Annotated in this window: 11 protein-coding genes; 1 reads left to right on the forward strand and 10 read right to left on the reverse strand. The window is 38.5% G+C overall.

The window, feature by feature from the left end; all coding sequences use genetic code 11:
• Window positions 1–101: 101 nt before the first annotated feature.
• The 10 genes from MKY71_RS11970 to MKY71_RS12015 form a co-directional block, all read right to left on the reverse strand.
• Window positions 102–1,451, reverse strand: coding sequence for an IS1182 family transposase (locus tag MKY71_RS11970; protein ID WP_340731670.1), 1,350 nt, complete (start codon window positions 1,449–1,451; stop codon window positions 102–104).
• 285 nt (window positions 1,452–1,736) lie between these two features.
• Window positions 1,737–4,697, reverse strand: coding sequence for a vWA domain-containing protein (locus tag MKY71_RS11975; RefSeq protein WP_340732754.1), 2,961 nt, complete (start codon window positions 4,695–4,697; stop codon window positions 1,737–1,739).
• A gap of 12 nt (window positions 4,698–4,709) precedes the next feature.
• Window positions 4,710–6,143: an S-layer homology domain-containing protein gene (locus tag MKY71_RS11980; RefSeq protein WP_340732755.1), complete on the reverse strand. Its 1,434-nt coding sequence runs from the start codon at window positions 6,141–6,143 to the stop codon at window positions 4,710–4,712.
• Window positions 6,144–6,220: 77 nt separating this feature from the next.
• Window positions 6,221–7,915 carry a phosphate ABC transporter ATPase gene (locus tag MKY71_RS11985; protein ID WP_340732757.1) on the reverse strand — a complete coding sequence of 565 codons (1,695 nt, stop codon included), beginning with the start codon at window positions 7,913–7,915 and terminating at the stop codon, window positions 6,221–6,223.
• A gap of 144 nt (window positions 7,916–8,059) precedes the next feature.
• Window positions 8,060–8,233, reverse strand: a complete 174-nt coding sequence (locus MKY71_RS11990; protein ID WP_340732758.1) for a YjfB family protein — start codon at window positions 8,231–8,233, stop codon at window positions 8,060–8,062.
• Window positions 8,234–8,355: 122 nt separating this feature from the next.
• Window positions 8,356–8,937: a ribosome biogenesis GTP-binding protein YihA/YsxC gene (yihA, locus tag MKY71_RS11995; RefSeq protein WP_339172233.1), complete on the reverse strand. Its 582-nt coding sequence runs from the start codon at window positions 8,935–8,937 to the stop codon at window positions 8,356–8,358.
• Window positions 8,937–11,279: an endopeptidase La gene (lon, locus tag MKY71_RS12000; protein ID WP_339172235.1), complete on the reverse strand. Its 2,343-nt coding sequence runs from the start codon at window positions 11,277–11,279 to the stop codon at window positions 8,937–8,939. Before lon ends, yihA begins: the two co-directional genes overlap by 1 nt.
• A gap of 257 nt (window positions 11,280–11,536) precedes the next feature.
• A complete protein-coding gene (gene clpX / locus MKY71_RS12005) occupies window positions 11,537–12,808 on the reverse strand; it encodes an ATP-dependent protease ATP-binding subunit ClpX (protein ID WP_339172238.1) in 1,272 nt (423 codons plus the stop codon).
• A gap of 533 nt (window positions 12,809–13,341) precedes the next feature.
• Window positions 13,342–14,631: a trigger factor gene (tig, locus tag MKY71_RS12010; RefSeq protein ID WP_339172239.1), complete on the reverse strand. Its 1,290-nt coding sequence runs from the start codon at window positions 14,629–14,631 to the stop codon at window positions 13,342–13,344.
• Window positions 14,632–14,739: 108 nt separating this feature from the next.
• Window positions 14,740–15,729, reverse strand: coding sequence for a DUF3196 family protein (locus MKY71_RS12015; protein WP_340732760.1), 990 nt, complete (start codon window positions 15,727–15,729; stop codon window positions 14,740–14,742).
• Window positions 15,730–16,070: 341 nt separating this feature from the next.
• Here MKY71_RS12015 and proC point away from each other — a divergent pair, with 341 nt between their 5' ends.
• The gene (gene proC, locus MKY71_RS12020) at window positions 16,071–16,880 is read left to right on the forward strand and encodes a pyrroline-5-carboxylate reductase (RefSeq protein WP_339172244.1); all 810 of its coding nucleotides are present in this window, start codon (window positions 16,071–16,073) and stop codon (window positions 16,878–16,880) included.
• The last annotated feature ends 161 nt before the right edge of the window (window positions 16,881–17,041 follow it).

Here is a 17,041-nt window from a genome sequence, read left to right on the forward strand (position 1 = left end):
GCATCGAGAGTTCGTCTCTCGATGCCTTTTGTCATTTATTTTATCAAATTAGGTCCCGAAGTTCTGTAAAAGTTCTCCTCTTCGAGGGAAGATGCCCTCATCTAAGCTCCTTGCCAAGTCCATGTGGCAAGTTTCTTCAAATTCATGGCAGCAAAAGTAAGCATCGCCTGCATGGACAATTTTTTAAGGCCCCTTAAAGTTGTCCATCGCATACCATGCTTTTCTTTTGCATCCGCAAAGACACGCTCAACCGTTTCTTTACGTTTCGCATAGATTGATTTAATTTCATGATGATGACGAAGATGTTCCGCTTCTTCAACATATTCGGACCAAATATGACGTTGAATCAATTTCGTATGATTTTTGCTTTCTGTACATTGTGCTAAAAATGGACAGTTGGCACAAATCGCGGAATTTGATTTGTATTGGCGGTAGCCTTCTTTCGTAGTTGTCACATATGGTAACATCTGATCATTTGGGCAAATGTAGCAATCATAATGTTCATCATAGACATACTCATGTTTACGGAAGAAGCCATCTTTCGTTTTTGGTCTTGTATAAGGAAGAACAGGCAACATTTGATTTTCTAACAAAAAGTTCGTAATCGCAGGCGTTTTATAAGCAGCATCCGCAGCAACAGCCACTGGCTTTTTCACACGATGAATGACCTTTTCAACAAGCGGTTGCAGCATATGACTATCATGTATATTACCAGGTGTCACAATCGTTCCTAATACAAAGCCACGTTCATCTGTCGCTGCATGAAATGAATAGGCAAATTGTTTTGTTCGTTCGTCCTTCACATAGTAACCACTTTCAGGGTCCGTTGTGCTCTCTTTGATTTCTTTCCATTCTTCCTTTTCAAACTTCTCTGGTGGAAACGGCTTTTTTCCGTTCTTTTCACGGTCTATGTTTAGTTCTTCCTGTAGCTTTTCTTCATAGGCACGTGTCTCTTTTCGAACCATCTTTTTATCAAATTTTCGTTTATTCGCACTTGCCTTCACATGCGTGGAATCAATAAAGATATGGTCAGCTGATAATAAACCCGCCTCCACAATTTCTTTCAAGATGCGATAGAAAATCTGTTCAAATACATCTGTATCCTCAAAACGCCGCGTATAATTTTTCCCAAACGTCGAGAAGTGAGGCACTTCTGTATGAAAACCGAAGCCTAAAAACCAGCGGTACGCTACATTCGTTTCAATTTCCTTAATCGTTTGGCGCATCGAACGAATACCAAAAACGTATTGAATCATTGTCATTTTAAATAAGACAACAGGATCAATACTTGGTCTACCGAAAGGTGAATATAAGTTTTCAACTAATGGATATACAAAAGAAAAGTCAATGGCTGCATCTAATTTACGTACGAGATGATTTTCTGGGACAAGCTGTTCAATCGTCAACATTTCTAATTGATTACGTTCATTCATTTGGTTTTTAGTCATCATATCGGGACACCTCTTTGATTTAGATAAACTTTATTAGAAAGAATAGATCAAGTTGATTGGAATGGAAGGGGCGACTTCTGCGGGAAAAGCGGGACTGCCGATACACCGCAGGAGCGTAGCGACGAGGAGGATTGGCACCCGCCCGCGAAACGCGTCCCCTGGAATGGAAATCAACGGTATTCATCAGTTAACTTTATTTTAAAACAAAAAAGACTGTAGGCAAACTCGAATTTCTTCGAGTTTGTCTACAGTCTGAGCTCACTTTATAAGTGAGCCTCTATTTTGTCACATATTATGAATTTTAGTCCCTATTACCTTTCCTGTTGCATCAAGTGCCTGAAATTCCACTTCAACATATAAATCAAATTCCGGGAACTCATACAGGTTCGGTCGATGCATATAGCGAGAAGAACCTCGTGCCGGCAAGTCATATTTAACATCGCCATTCGGTGAAATGAATACAACGCGGACACCTTTTACATTGTCGCATCCAGTATTCACATCCGCTAATATTGTTACTTTTGATGTTTCGATACGTACATCCGTATTATTAAAGATTGTATCTCCGACTAGACAACTATTGTTCATCACAGGTGTTTTACATAAAATCGTTGTAATGATCGCCTGCAATGAGCTGTGCAGGTTTTCAATCGATGTAATATTTTGATACGTACCCTTTGTTTCGGAAGAAATATCTTTCAACAGTTTTTCATTTACCGTTGTATATGAACCAACCGATACAGTATGGATGGCAATTCCTTTATTTTTGGCATCATTCAGCACTTTTTCAAGCCCGTTACTGTTTGAGTTACCGTCTGTCACAAGTACAATCGCTTTACTTGTATATTGGTTTGTCGTGAAGTTGGCGATTGCCGTTTCAAGAGCTTTCACAATATTTGTCGACCGGTTTTCATTTTTGTACGTCAATAAGCTGTCAATACTTGAAACGACATCCGCTTTATCTGTCGCTTCGTGATTTGGTCGATTATTGAAACGATACACATGACTTGGGTTTGCACCGATTTGTTTAATCGTTTGCTTCACTTTATTTGCTGTATAATTTTTTGCATCCCGCGCTTTCATCGAACCAGAGTGGTCTACGACAAACATCACTTCCGATTCAACGGCACATAAATTGGTTTCATAGCGCGGATTGGCAAAGATTTGTTCAGAGACCGTTGTATTTTTCAGGCTCTGGATGACTTTATCATAACGTGGATCCAAATCGATCAAGCGTGCCTTAACTTGTGATTTACCGTATAAAATATCGTCAAAGTATACGACAGCAGAGCCGCGGCTGCCTGTGCCGTTATTATAGTCTTTCGTATTTGTATCAAATGATACTACGCGTGTTTTGCCGTTAAATGTAACTTCTACCGTACCTTTATAGTCGGTAATAATTACTCCGCCTGGTGCGACAAGATTAACGATCACTTTTGTGTATCGATCCATACCATCCGGACGTTGCTGCAGTTCTTTTCCTGCAAGCAATACTTTAACTTTTGCAACGGCACCTTCCAGCTTCCCGATTACGTCCGCATAATCTTTACGCAATAAATTCTTGTCGATTTGACCTAAACGATCATACATCGCTTTAATGACCTCTACCGATTCTTCATGTGCTAATGTTACCTGATCAGCAATCGGTAAAAACTTGTCCGTTAAATAAATAATGACCGCATGGAGCATCGAATCGAATGCTTTAGTGTCTTCTTCACTCATAACACCTTGCAAATCGTATGTTGCTCGTCCCTCATTGTTGACCGTGTACATCACTTTAGCACTGCCAAGACCGCCCCAGGAAGACTCCTCTTTTGGCCCTTCAATCATATAGTCGAGAATTTGTTCGAACAGCCAAACCGAAATAATTTGACCTTCCAGCTTTAGATCCGCATTTCCGTACTGGATTTCCTTGGAAGTAATCTCACCTTGAGTCAGTTTCCCGTCAGCTGTTGTATAGTTTTCCCATTTAGATCCTGTCATCAATTTTAAATCGGGATCGTAATCTGAAATGGTAATAACCCCATTTTGTGTAAATGGTACTGTCGTTGTCCCTACAACACCTTGTGGTAATGCCGGTAATGGGCGTACGCCAGGATCAACCGTTCCGCCGTTCCATTCTGTCTGTTCCGGATCAAACACTTCATAAGTAATTCGAAGTTCCGCTTTCGGTACATAGCGGACAGATGCTTCAATGACCTGATTTTTATATGTGTAATACTTTTCCGATGGATTAATCATCTCAAAGCGGATTGTATCGACTACCGATTTTGTCAAAGCAGGTGCCGTTACATAGACGCTAAGCTGTGGTCCATCAGTATAAACTGTTGTTGATTGACCGCTTGTACTTGTATTCGTTTCCGATACTTTTGCCCCGGCTTTTGAAGTCACCTTAAATGCCAATGATTCATCATATGAAATGTCATTACCGTAACTATCACGCAAATCAATCGTAATTAAAGTTGAATCGACGCCATTTGCTGTAAGTTCTTCGTTTTCTACATTTATCTTTTTAACCGCTTTATAAACATCAGGACGTGTCACTTTATCATCCGTGTTTTTACCCGGAGTTGTCGGAATCGTCACAGTACCGTTTTTACTCTCAACAAAGTTCACAGGTAATGTAATTTTATTGTTGTCTTTGCCTGATGGAGCACTTGCCAGGCCTTCAATCGCCAACTTCCCTTGTTGATTGATACGGTACATGAAGACCGCCATATCACCACGATTAATATTGCGTGTCGGCTTATAGTCTTCATAAGTACGTTTTCCTGTTGTACCTGTTGTAATTTCGTTCATATATAAATATCTGACTGCCTGGATCTCGGATAAATCAAGACCATTTACCGCAGCATAGAGCCTTGCAAAGTGGCCGCGAGAAATATTGGCATTGCGCTTTGATTTATTATCCACGCCATATAACGGGATATTCAAATCACCATAATATTCATACAGCATATCTTTATCATTTGTATTGAAATGATAGTTTTTGTCCATCTTCGCTAAAAACTGCAGCATCTGCCATTCCATCACAAGTGTGCCGGATTGGAACTTATTTCCTTTATACAACTGCAAATAATCATTATCAATTGTCCATTTGGCTGCTTTATACTTCGAATTTTTTTGTGATATATCCGAAATTTTCTTGCTTGCAGCTTCCGTTTCCGTAGCACCAAACGGAAATACTACGGAAAATACAAGAAGACAACTGAGCAGCATGGCCATTAGTTTTTTCATCTTACTCATGTTTGCAACCCCTTAGTTAAAGAACAGAATATTGTCACGGTAATTCTCTTTTAAATCTGATTCTAAATAACGTAAAAATCGTTCAATAATCGCAGAAGATTGTGCACGTGTCAATGTAGCTTTCGGATTGAAATAACCGTCACTTCCTGACATTAATCCTAACTCTGTCGCGACATAGATTGCATCGCGTGCATAATCCGTAATTTTATAGTCGTCTTTATAGTCTGTTGTATAGCCCGGTTCAGGGGCTTTTCCTTCCAGTCCAAGTGCCCGCACTAAAATTGTTGCTGCCTGCTGGCGTGTTAAAAAGCCGTCGGGATCAAATGTTGTTGGGTTTTTCCCTTTAATAACACCTTTATCAACAGTCGCTACTAAATAATTGTAATCTTTTTCTGTACGTTTCACGTCTTTAAAAATAGATGGTTGTGTCTTTTTGCGGTTCGTTTCTTCCAATACACGAAGGTCGATTGCTTTACCAATAGCAACTGCAAAATCGTAGCGCTGTACAGGTGTATTCGGTGAATAGAAGTTCGATTGATCATCCAATATGCCAAGTGAATACAGTTTTTCAATCTGCTCACGTGCCCAGTTGGAAGATAAATCACGGAATTTAGGGATTTTCAGCATTTCCAGCTTCGGCATATAATCGATATTGCTTGCGACCGTTCCCTCGCTATCAGGCAAATCATATTCATATTCCGATAGCGAATCGGCTGAGCTAATCGTTTTATAGTTGCCGTAAAAACTGGATAAAGATGCATCGCTTTCGTTATATTCCAATGTACGTGACTTGGATGTCGATACTTTGTTGTTCACTGTACCGATCGTCCCGTCATCAAATTCAATCTCAAAATCTGTAATTTGTGTTTCTGTAGCTCCCCAGAAGTTTTCATATCCTTCGTTTCGGCTATCTGCATGTACCGTTATCGTTTTTGTCACAGCATTTTTGCCACGGCCTGTTGTTTCGGTATATGTTTTGCGGGCAATCGCATTGCCTGAATAATAGTCGGATGCCGGCCGTTTGTCTGTAATCGTACTTTTAGACAGCTGATAATCCGCCAGTGTAAATGTTCTTTCGCCAACTGTAATTTTCTCAGTAAATTTAGTAACCTCACCCGTTGCCGAACTTTGCCCTACTTGGTCATAGTTCGTCACATCGTATGTATACGTAAAATTTCGTGTCAGCTTCTCTCCATTAGGTCCAGCCAATGTAAACTTGTATGTTTCAGTTAACTTGCCTTTTGACTCTTTCGTGGAAATCGTTGCATTTTTATTTGTACCTGTAAATTTAATCGGCTTTCCTGTTAAGAAAAAGTATTCTTCATATTCGTATTCATTTTTAATACCGCCTGTTAAATCAATAGATTGTGCGGAACTCGGTGAAGGGAGCAGCATCAGAAAAAATGAGCATGCCAGTAGGAAGGTGAAGCAAAGTTTCTTTCTCACAAATTCGTCCCCCATTTCTTTAAAATCATTTTAGTTTAAATGGGGTGCGGGTAAATGCTCCCGCACACCTTTTTAAATTAGTTCACTAATAGTACATAGACTTCCGATGTAGAGCGTGCAATCGCTGTTACATGATCTGCCTTATGAATATCAGTAATGTCGATAACTTCCCCATCTTTAATAATCATCGCTTTAGACAGGTCGAGTGAAAGTGAACCGGAACGGTAGCTCCAGTGACCGTCCTTGCTCCACTGGCTACTGTTAACAACAGATATCTTTTTCGTATTGAAATTAATCGAACTTGCACTGCCAGTTAATGTTAACGTAGCCAGTTTTTCATTTGGCACAAAATGAATGCCTTCAATATGACCATCATTTACAAAGAAATATCCGTAGTATGGATTTGGTGAATTTGTGTAATTATCATATAAATCGAGATCCAGTTCCGGAATGACTTTAAATTGCTTCGTTCCATCCAGTTCTGATGCGATTGTTGAATTACTGAAAGCAAATGATGTAATGGATTTATCCGTATTCCAGAAATGATTATCGAAGCGTTGTAAATCTGATAATTCCACTTCATAAGCATCTAAATCCGCCACATCAATTCGGCCAAAGTAAAGTTTGTATTTCGATAGATTTGGTGCTAAATAAGCATCATTTGTAATATTGACGATATGGGCATAATCACTCTTAGTCGCCCCATCCGTTAATACAAACGCCGTTGTCGAGATTGGTTTTTGTGCTAAATCAAGCGCAATAAGGCCTTCTGGTTCTACTAAACGGCCATTGCGGATTAAAATCGAACCGTTATGGTAATTTAATTTTAAAGAGTTTTTAAGTTGCAGCGTGTTTACACCAAGATTGACACTTGTAATAGGTTGATAGAATGTACGCTCATTTTTAGCTAATACAATAATCTTATCGATTACTTCTTTGCTGAACTGAGTTTTAGTTACAAAATATAGTTCACTATTTTTATAGTTTTTCAGTTGGCTTTTTGAAATTTTCTTATTCCCTACATAAATGCTTGTATTATTTGTAAAATTGAATGTTGCCTGTGTTTTTGTTCTTACTGTTCCAAAACGCCAGTTTAGTAAAGGATGGGCATTTTTAACATTTAGTGAATTTTTGTTAGTATTAACTGTATTTAAATCTGCTTTATATAACTCCGTTACCATATTGGCTGTGCTCATAATCGTAATTTCAGCGATGCGGGAAGTATTGGCTGTTGCGAATTTTAAGCGGACACGGTCTCCTACATAAAGTGTGCTCAAATCTACAGATGAATTTCCTTTGAACACTTCCGTATTGTTTGTCACTGTATAGTTTTTCGTTGAAGAACCATCGATTTTCACACGGATTTGCAAACCGTTCGGATCAATCTGTGTGACAGCACCGGTTACTTGTTTGGTGTTTTCGACGATTGAACCGCCTTCAACGTTTGTAGAACCACGCATTTCAGTAATTTTGCCTAAGTTTAATTTAATCGTGACACTCATGCCTGCTTTAAACCCTGCAATAGTTGTCGCCGTATTATTAATATAGTATTTCTGCGTATTGGCAAGATTAAATGTAGCGGTTTTCCCGGCACTGTTTTTTAATGTGACACTTTTTAATGTTCGTGTGACATTCCCTTTTTTATCTTCGGTTTCATTATAATTTGCTTTCATAAATGTATATGTATTCGATGCTTCAGCTTTCTGCCCTGTCGGTAAGATTGCCAAAGCAAAAGTAATTGCCATCAATACGGTAATGATTTTTTTAAGCAATTTTTCCGCCTCCTTCTTTCAGTAACTTTTCATTTTAATCAAAGTAAACGCCTGAAAATATTTGTATTTAATCCCAAATATTGTTGCAGGACCTATTTTAGTGTAACAAATTTGCCGACTAATGGCATTGGTTGTCGAAATTATTTATACGGAAATATCGATTGTTTGACCTAAAAAGGGGTGTGATGCCTCAATCACTTCGACTATTTGTTCCGCATTTTCTTGCTGAAATTTCATCATTTTTTTCGTCATGGCCAATGAAACATCTTGGATCAATTCAGTTTGTTTCATCGACATCGCTAATGCAGCAATATCCAAAGTACACCTCCTATTTACCTTTATCGGCAAAATACTATGAATATCAAGTAATTATTATTATTTCTAACAGGAAAATTGCCCAAATAAAAACAACCCCGAAAGTTAATTCGGGGTTGCATTGTTTACATGCGTGATTCAATTTCGGCCCAGGCTTCTTCAAAACCAAGACCTTTTTCAGAAGAAAACACAATTAATGGATCTTGCTTTTCCATTTGTAATGTTTCGCGAACAATCTTTTTATGCTTATCCCATTTTCCTTTAGGAATTTTATCGGCCTTCGTTGCGACTACGATTACCGGGATATTGTAATGCTTTAAAAAATCATACATCATACAGTCATCTGAAGTAGGGTTATGACGGATATCAACAATTAAGACAACCGCTCTTAACTGTTCACGACTCATAAAGTACTGCTCGATCATTCTTCCCCATGCTGCACGTTCTGATTTTGAAACTTTTGCATAGCCGTAGCCGGGTACGTCAACATAATAGAGCTGTTCTTCAATTTTATAGAAGTTCAGCTGTTGTGTTTTACCAGGCTTTGACGAAATACGCGCCATTGCTTTACGGCCAATCATACGATTGATAAACGAAGATTTGCCGACATTTGAACGACCCGCTAAAGCGAATTCAGGTAGCCCGTCTTCCGGGAACTGTTCTGGTCGGACAAAGCTGCCGATCATTTCTACGTTATGGACTTTCATTACTTATTAAAACCTCCATCTAGTGCGAGCGCAAGAACTTCTTCCGCTTGTGAAACTAGTTTAAATGTGAGTTGCTCACGAATTGTTTCAGGAATATCATCAATATCACGTTCATTGTCTTGCGGAATGATAATCGTCGTCAATCCCGCACGGTGAGCACTTAATGATTTCTCTTTTAAGCCACCGATCGGCAGTACACGACCACGTAATGTTACTTCTCCCGTCATTCCAATTTCGCGTTTAATTGCTTTTCCAGTTATTGCAGAAACTATTGCAGTCGTCATCGTAATACCTGCTGATGGACCATCTTTAGGTACTGCACCTTCCGGAACGTGGACATGAATATCGTGCTGATCGAAATAATCGGCATCGACACCTAAATCATTAGTTAATGTGCGGACAAATGAAAGCGCTATTTGAGCGGATTCCTTCATTACATCGCCAAGCTTCCCTGTTAAAATTAATTTACCTTTACCAGGTGTTAATGAAACCTCAATCTGCAATGTATCTCCACCGACTGTCGTATAGGCAAGACCTGTCGCAACACCTACTTGGTTTTCCATTTCCGCCTGTCCATAGCGGAAGCGGTGTTTTCCAAGCATATCTACTAATACTTTTGAGTTGACCGTTACTTTTTTCTTTTCGCCGGATACGATTTTTTTCGCAGCTTTACGGCAAACTGTTGCAACTTGACGTTCTAACCCACGAACACCAGCCTCACGTGTATAGTAACGAATTAAATCCGTAATGGCTTCATCTTTCATTGCCATTTGCGTTTTCTTTAAACCATGTTCCTTCATCTGCTTCGGAATCAAGTGGTTCTTCGTAATTTCTACTTTTTCGAACTCTGTATAACCCGCAATATTAATGACCTCCATACGGTCCAGTAATGGTGCAGGAATCGTACTTAAATCATTTGCAGTTGCGATAAATAATACATCCTGCAAATTGTATGGCTCTTCAATGAAGTGATCACTGAATGTATTGTTTTGCTCCGGATCCAGTACTTCCAGCATTGCAGCAGATGGGTCTCCACGGAAGTCATTTGACATTTTATCAATTTCATCAAGTAAAAATACAGGATTTGTCGTACCTGCTTTTTTCATTCCTTGAATGATACGTCCGGGCATTGCGCCGACATACGTACGACGGTGACCACGAATTTCAGACTCATCGCGCACACCGCCAAGTGAAACACGGACAAACTTACGGTCAAGGCTTTCTGCAATAGAACGCGCTAAACTCGTTTTACCTACGCCCGGAGGTCCTGCTAAACATAAAATCGGACCGCGCAATGAATTCATTAATTGACGTACTGATAAATATTCTAAAACACGCTCTTTTACCTTTTCCAAGCCATCATGATCGCGATTTAAAATTTCTTCTGCATACGCAATATCAATACGGTCTTCCGTTTTTTCTGTCCAAGGAATCGAAACAAGCCATTCCAAATAGTTGCGGATGACACCACTCTCTGCACTTGCAGCAGGCAGCTTTTCGTAGCGATCCAGTTCTTTTAATGCAACTTTTTGTGTAGACTCAGGCATTCCGGCACTATCGATTTTTTTACGAAGTTCGGCAATTTCTCCCGTTTTTCCTTCGCGATCACCAAGCTCTGTTTGAATTGCTTTCATTTGCTCACGCAGATAATACTCTTTCTGCGTGCGCTCCATCGCCTGCTTCACTTTTGTACTGATTTTTTTCTCGAGATTTAAGATCTCCTGCTCGTCATGCAAACGAATCATTAAGTGATCTAAACGCTTTTTAATGTTCGTAATATCGAGCACTTCTTGCTTTTCATTAATCTTGAAAGGTAAATGAGAAGCAATGACATCCGCTAAACGGCCCGGTTCTTCAATATCAAGCACCGATTCGATTGTTTCTGTCGTAATTTTATTTGAAGATTTTGCGTATTTTTCAAAATACGACAATACCGTACGCATTAAAGCTTCGGTTTCCGCATCTTTGTGCAGCTCATCTTCAAACAATTCTAAATCTGCCGTTGTAAATTTACCGGAATCTTCATAACGAACCATTTCCGCACGGTTTAAACCTTCAACCAGAATACGTAATGTTCCATTCGGAAGTTTTAGCATTTGTTTCACTTTCGCTAATGTTCCCATTTTATAAAGATCTGCTTTTCCCGGTGAATCAACACGTAGATCCTTTTGAGTTACTAAAAAGATTGTGCTATCTTCAAGCATCGCATGTTCTAGTGCAGCAATAGAACGTTCCCGACCCACATCAATATGTAAAACCATCGTTGGGTATACAAGAAGTCCTCTTAACGGTAAAACTGGCATATTAGTTAATTTTTTTGTCACGCGGGTATTCACCTCCATCCAAATCTTAAAAACAACCCGCAATATAAGTATGTGTTAGTTCCTTGTCAATTACGCCTTAGCGTAACTGTGTCCAGATTTTTCCGAGTTTATGTGCTCTAAATACTGGAATAACCATAAATAACGCTTCAAAATCTGTAACATTCGGCGAAAATACCCGAAACTTTATGTATATACGTTTTGTAAGAAAAAGCTGACTTTGGACTTGCTTGTGAAGTCTAAGTCAGCTACATTGTTGGAATCCATTCAGCTATAAATTAAGCTGAAGTTTTTTTGTTGTCATCTTTTTTCAATTCAGAACCATCATCCAAAATTAATTTTGGCTCTGCTTTATCACGAATAGTTTCAGCTGTGATGATACATTTTTTAATATCTTCACGTGAAGGCAATTCGAACATTACATCAAGCATTGTCGCTTCGATGATTGAACGAAGACCACGGGCACCTGTTTTGCGTTCGATTGCCAATTTGGCAATTTCGACAAGGGCTTCATCTTCAAATTCTAGTGCAACATCATCCAGCTCCAACATTTTTTGGTATTGTTTTGCTAAAGCATTTTTAGGCTCAGTTAAAATTTGTACTAATGCATCAACATTTAACTGCTCTAAAGTAGCCAATACAGGTAAACGTCCGATGAATTCCGGAATTAAACCGAATTTCAATAAGTCTTCAGGAATTAGCTGAGACATAATTGAAGCATCTTCATCGATCCCTTTGTTCTGTGTTGAAGCAAAGCCAATTACTTTTTCACCTTGACGACGTTTAATAATTGTTTCAATACCATCAAATGCGCCACCTACGATAAATAGGATGTTCGAAGTATCGATTTGAAGGAACTCCTGATGTGGATGCTTACGTCCGCCTTGTGGTGGAACACTTGCAACTGTACCTTCTAAAATTTTCAGTAATGCCTGTTGTACACCTTCGCCTGATACGTCACGTGTAATAGATGGATTTTCAGATTTACGAGCAACCTTATCAATCTCATCAATATAAATGATACCCTTTTCTGCACGTTCTATATCATAATCTGCAGCCTGGATTAGTTTTAAAAGAATATTTTCAACATCCTCACCAACATAACCTGCTTCAGTTAAGCTTGTCGCGTCAGCAATTGCGAATGGTACATTTAAAATACGCGCCAACGTTTGAGCAAGTAAAGTTTTACCGCTACCAGTTGGTCCGATTAATACGATATTCGATTTTGATAATTCAACCTCGTCAATTTTTGAATTCGAATTAATACGTTTATAGTGATTATATACAGCAACTGCCAATGCTTTTTTTGCACGTTCTTGTCCGATTACATATTCACCTAAAATATTTAAAATCTCTTTAGGTTTTGGAATTTCATTGAACTCGATTTCCTCTTCGATCCCTAACTCTTCCACTACGATCTCCGAGCATAGTTCGATACATTCGTCACAAATATATACGCCTGGTCCTGCAACCAGTTTACGAACTTGTTCTTGTGGCTTACCACAAAAAGAGCATTTTAAATTGCCTTTTTCATCATTAAATTTAAACAATTTGGTTCACCCCTATTCAAGCAACAATCTTACAAGATTCTAGTTGTTTTATCAAATAAATTGATTGCGCGTTGTTACTAGCTTATTTTATGTCCTATTAAACTTTGTTGGCTGTTCAATAGTTAATGAAGTTATCCCGCATTAACGGGTAGTATGATTCCCGCCTTTCGACTAAAGTACAGCGATAGGAAAGACGGGAAATCAACTACCCGTAAAAGCCCGATTCGTTCAACTAACAATCAGTGGGAGATAAAGAACCCCACTGATTTAAGTTTCACTTTATATTGTAACTTTTTATCATTAAATATTCAAATGAACCAACTATTATATGTATGTATTCAAAGGTAGAAAACAAGGCACGGGAATACCGTACCTTGTCAAAATCTCATTTTATTCAATCCGTACTAGTTTTACCTTTATGTTAGACGGTAGCCCAGTAATAAAACCGATACTTGTCGGTACTGATTCTTGATTCACCATGGTCATGAATCAGTACAGGATCGAATTTAAATTCGATAACTCAAAACAAATAATTAGTTTGAAATTTTAGCGTTTTCAACTAGGAATTCAACTGTTTTTTGAGTGCGGATATCGTTCTCAAGAACTTGAGTTCCACCTAAAGCAGTTAAAATTTGGTCGTTAGACATACCGAATTGAGCAGCCATTTTTTCAACTTCTGTATTGATATCTTCTTCAGATACTTCAATATTTTCAGCTTGACCAATTGCTTCTAAAACTAAAGATACACGTACACGGTTTACAGCTTCTTCAGCCATTTGAGTGCGTAATGCTTCTTCGTTTTGACCTGAGAATTGGTAGTATAAGTCTAAGTTCATGCCTTGCATTTGTAAGCGTTGGCCGAATTCTTGAATCATACGGTCAACTTCAGTGTTGATCATACCTTGTGGAATTTCAACTTCTGCATTAGCAGCAGCTTTTTCAACTAACTCGTCGCGTAAAGAAGCTTCAACGTCTGCTTCTTTGTTAGCTAAAGTTGTTTCTTTTAATTTAGTACGTAATGCCTCTACAGTTTCAACTTCTGGATCGATTTCTTTAGCGAACTCATCAGTTAACTCTGGTAATACTTTTGTTTTAACTTCTTTAACTGTTACTACGAATTTCGCTTCTTTACCAGCTAATTCAGCAGCATGGTACTCTTCTGGGAAAGTAACTACTACATCTTTCGTTTCACCAGTTTTAGCGCCTACTAATTGCTCTTCGAAACCTGGAATGAATGAACCAGAACCGATTTCTAATGCGTAGTCTTCACCTTTACCGCCTTCGAATGCTTCTTCACCAACAAAACCTTCGAAATCGATTACAGCTGTATCGCCTTCAACGATTGCTTCATCTTCTTTAATTTCTAATTCAGCTTTTTTAGCTAATTGAGCGTCGATTAAAGATTGAACTTCTTCGTCTGTTACTTCAGCTGATCCTTTTGTTACTTCTAAACCTTTATATTCACCTAATTTAGGTTCTGGTTTCACAGTTACTGTTGCAGTGTATGTGAAGTCAGTGCCTTTAGCGAAATTCTCAGTACCCGCGATTTCTGGGTAATCAACTGGCTCAATACCAGCTTCGTCTAAAGCAACTGGGTATGAAGAATTGATAACGATTTCTAAAGCATCTTGGTAAAGAGCTTCTACACCGTACATTTTTTCAAATACGTTACGAGGCATTTTTCCTTTACGGAAACCTGGTACGTTAATTTGTTTTACTACTTTTTTGAAAGCTTGGTCTAAAGCTTTATCAACTTCTGCAGCTTCTACAGTAACTGTTAATAAACCTTCGTTACCTTCTTGTTTTTCCCATTTTACTGACATATATATTACCTCCAAAGTTAACATTCGTTTGATTAAACAAACTGTCATATATATTGTTTGACAACCATTTTAGTATAACATAGATGCTCAATGTTTCAACTTTTTTCACTACTCTTGCAAATCCGACATTTTTTCTATGTTTTGTAAAAAAGTTACTATTTCATCATTCATTTCTCTCTCTTCACCAAACATTGTTTTCACATAATCAATATAGCCTGATGCGACTTCTTCAGTGGCGTATCCTGACCATTCATACGGGTAAAGGACAATTGCATGCTTGTCGATCAAGTGCATCGCAAACTCCAATGTCGAGGGCTCCTGCGCTAACTGTTCCGCTATTTCCCCCGAGATTTCCTTATATTGAGGCAGCTCTGTCGGCAACGGAAAATCCACTGGGTTCAATGCTTTGGACTGACCAAATTTTGATATAGTTACATCCAAATTAACTTCCTGTTCAACAAGAAGAATAAGCAATAAACTTTTTATAAACGGTTGAATTGACTCATTTTCAATGACCGCTTTCAATTCCTCTGAATACGGACGGATATTTTTTTCCGTAAGCTCATGGATACGCATCATTTGCTGTTGTGCGGACATTTCTAAAAATTCAGCTACCGTAAATTCCTCTAGTTCGTCACCTTCTATAATTGGTGCTTGAAAATGAGATTCCTGATTTTCGGCGATATGCGCATTCAGGTTCTTAAGCCTTTCAAACTTTTCCGCTTCATGTTCAGGAATTAATTGTTCATCAAACAATGATTCGATAATTTTTTCAACTTGTTTAAATTGGCGTAACTGCATGCAGATAGTTAAATACAGTTCCATGACTTCAAAGTACATGTTAGGACCTATCGCAAGCAGTTCCTCACATACTTGTTTGGCACGTTCGAAATTTTTTTCTTCATATAAAGAGTATGCAAATATACTAAGTGATACTTCATCCCCTTCACCTAGCAAGAAAGCTTGCTCAAATAACTCATTCGCTTCTTTGTATTGGTTATTTTCGGCCAAATATTTTGCTTCATTAAGTAACCGGTCCATCATCCCTGGAAAAATAATTACTTTTCCCTGACCCTTATTTTTTTTGTTTTCCTTCATCTAATCACTCCATCGGCGACAAAGTAATGCATCTGCACTCTTCGTCCATTGCATTTATTTTAACGTTGTTTATACATTCCAACAATAAGTACTCAAAAATTATCGTTATATACAATTTATTACTCGAATGCGTGATTTAATCCGAAACCGTTCCCCATTTCACACAATGTTCCCGTTCTCACGTGGAAATAACCCGTTTTATTGAGGATTGCAACTGAATTAACATCATTATAAGCTTAGAAAAAGTCGTTCCGGTTGCATTGACCGACCAGTGCGGTATACTAAGCGCTATGATATTTTACGTATTAAATATAATTAATAATTGAAAGAAGGATTTAAAAATGAAATTTGGATTTATCGGTCTTGGAAACATGGCTGGCGCAATTATACACGGCATGATTACAAGCGAGCAGTTTAATGCTGCCGATATCTACGGGATGAATCGGAGCCGCGAAAAAACGGATGACCTTGTAGATAAATACAGCATTCAGGCAACTGATTCGATTGAACAATTAATGAAACAAGTCGATGTTATTGTCATCGCTGTTAAACCTCAAATGTTTGAAGAGGTTTTACCTGCAATTAAACAACATCTGACAAATAACCATATCGTCATTTCAATCGCTGCCGGAAAATCGCTCGATTATTTACACGAAGAACTAGGAAGCGAAACATCTATTTTCCGCGTTATGCCGAATATCAACGCTACAATCGGGGCATCGACAAGCTGTTACTCAACTCAGAAAGCTAGTACCGACCAAAAAGCAATCGTTGAGAAGCTATTTGCTACAGTCGGAACAATTGTCGAGCTTCCTGAAAACCTGTTCTCAATCTTTACAACAATCGGTTGTGCTTCCCCTGCCTTCACTTACCTTTATATCGACTCTTTGGCACGTGCGGCAGTTCGTGAAGGGATGCCGAAAGAGATGGCACTTCAAATTGCGGCAAGCTCTGTATTAGGCAGTGCACAAATGGTTTTACAGTCCGATTCCCACCCGTGGGCATTAATTGATCAAGTCTGTTCACCCGGTGGAACGACAATTCAAGGTGTCACTTCACTTCAAGTCAATCATTTTGAAAGTACAATTTATGAAGCTGTTGAGGCCGTTACAAATCGTGATAGCTTTTTGCAAAAACAGACAGTTAAATAGAAATACCTGCCCAGTGGAATTGACTTCTCTCTGGGCTTTTTCTTCTTTAGACAAAAATGATATTAATTTATGATTTAAATTTCTCTATATTCTCCAAAAAAAATTCGAGAACATAATTGCTAACTACCGTACTATTCTATATAATCAATCTTGTTTCAAAA

The sequence above is a fragment of the Solibacillus sp. FSL W7-1324 genome (assembly GCF_038008025.1).
GTDB lineage: Bacteria > Bacillota > Bacilli > Bacillales_A > Planococcaceae > Solibacillus.

Bases quoted from the DNA above. Each gene is read 5' to 3' on its own strand.
- lon (WP_339172235.1), bottom strand. From the start codon at position 11,279: ATGGAGGTGAATACCCGCGTGACAAAAAAATTAACTAATATGCCAGTT.
- tig (WP_339172239.1), bottom strand. From the start codon at position 14,631: ATGTCAGTAAAATGGGAAAAACAAGAAGGTAACGAAGGTTTATTAACA.
- MKY71_RS11975 (WP_340732754.1), bottom strand. From the start codon at position 4,697: ATGAGTAAGATGAAAAAACTAATGGCCATGCTGCTCAGTTGTCTTCTT.
- yihA (WP_339172233.1), bottom strand. From the start codon at position 8,937: ATGAAAGTCCATAACGTAGAAATGATCGGCAGCTTTGTCCGACCAGAA.
- proC (WP_339172244.1), top strand. From the start codon at position 16,071: ATGAAATTTGGATTTATCGGTCTTGGAAACATGGCTGGCGCAATTATA.
- MKY71_RS12015 (WP_340732760.1), bottom strand. From the start codon at position 15,729: ATGAAGGAAAACAAAAAAAATAAGGGTCAGGGAAAAGTAATTATTTTT.
- MKY71_RS11970 (WP_340731670.1), bottom strand. From the start codon at position 1,451: ATGATGACTAAAAACCAAATGAATGAACGTAATCAATTAGAAATGTTG.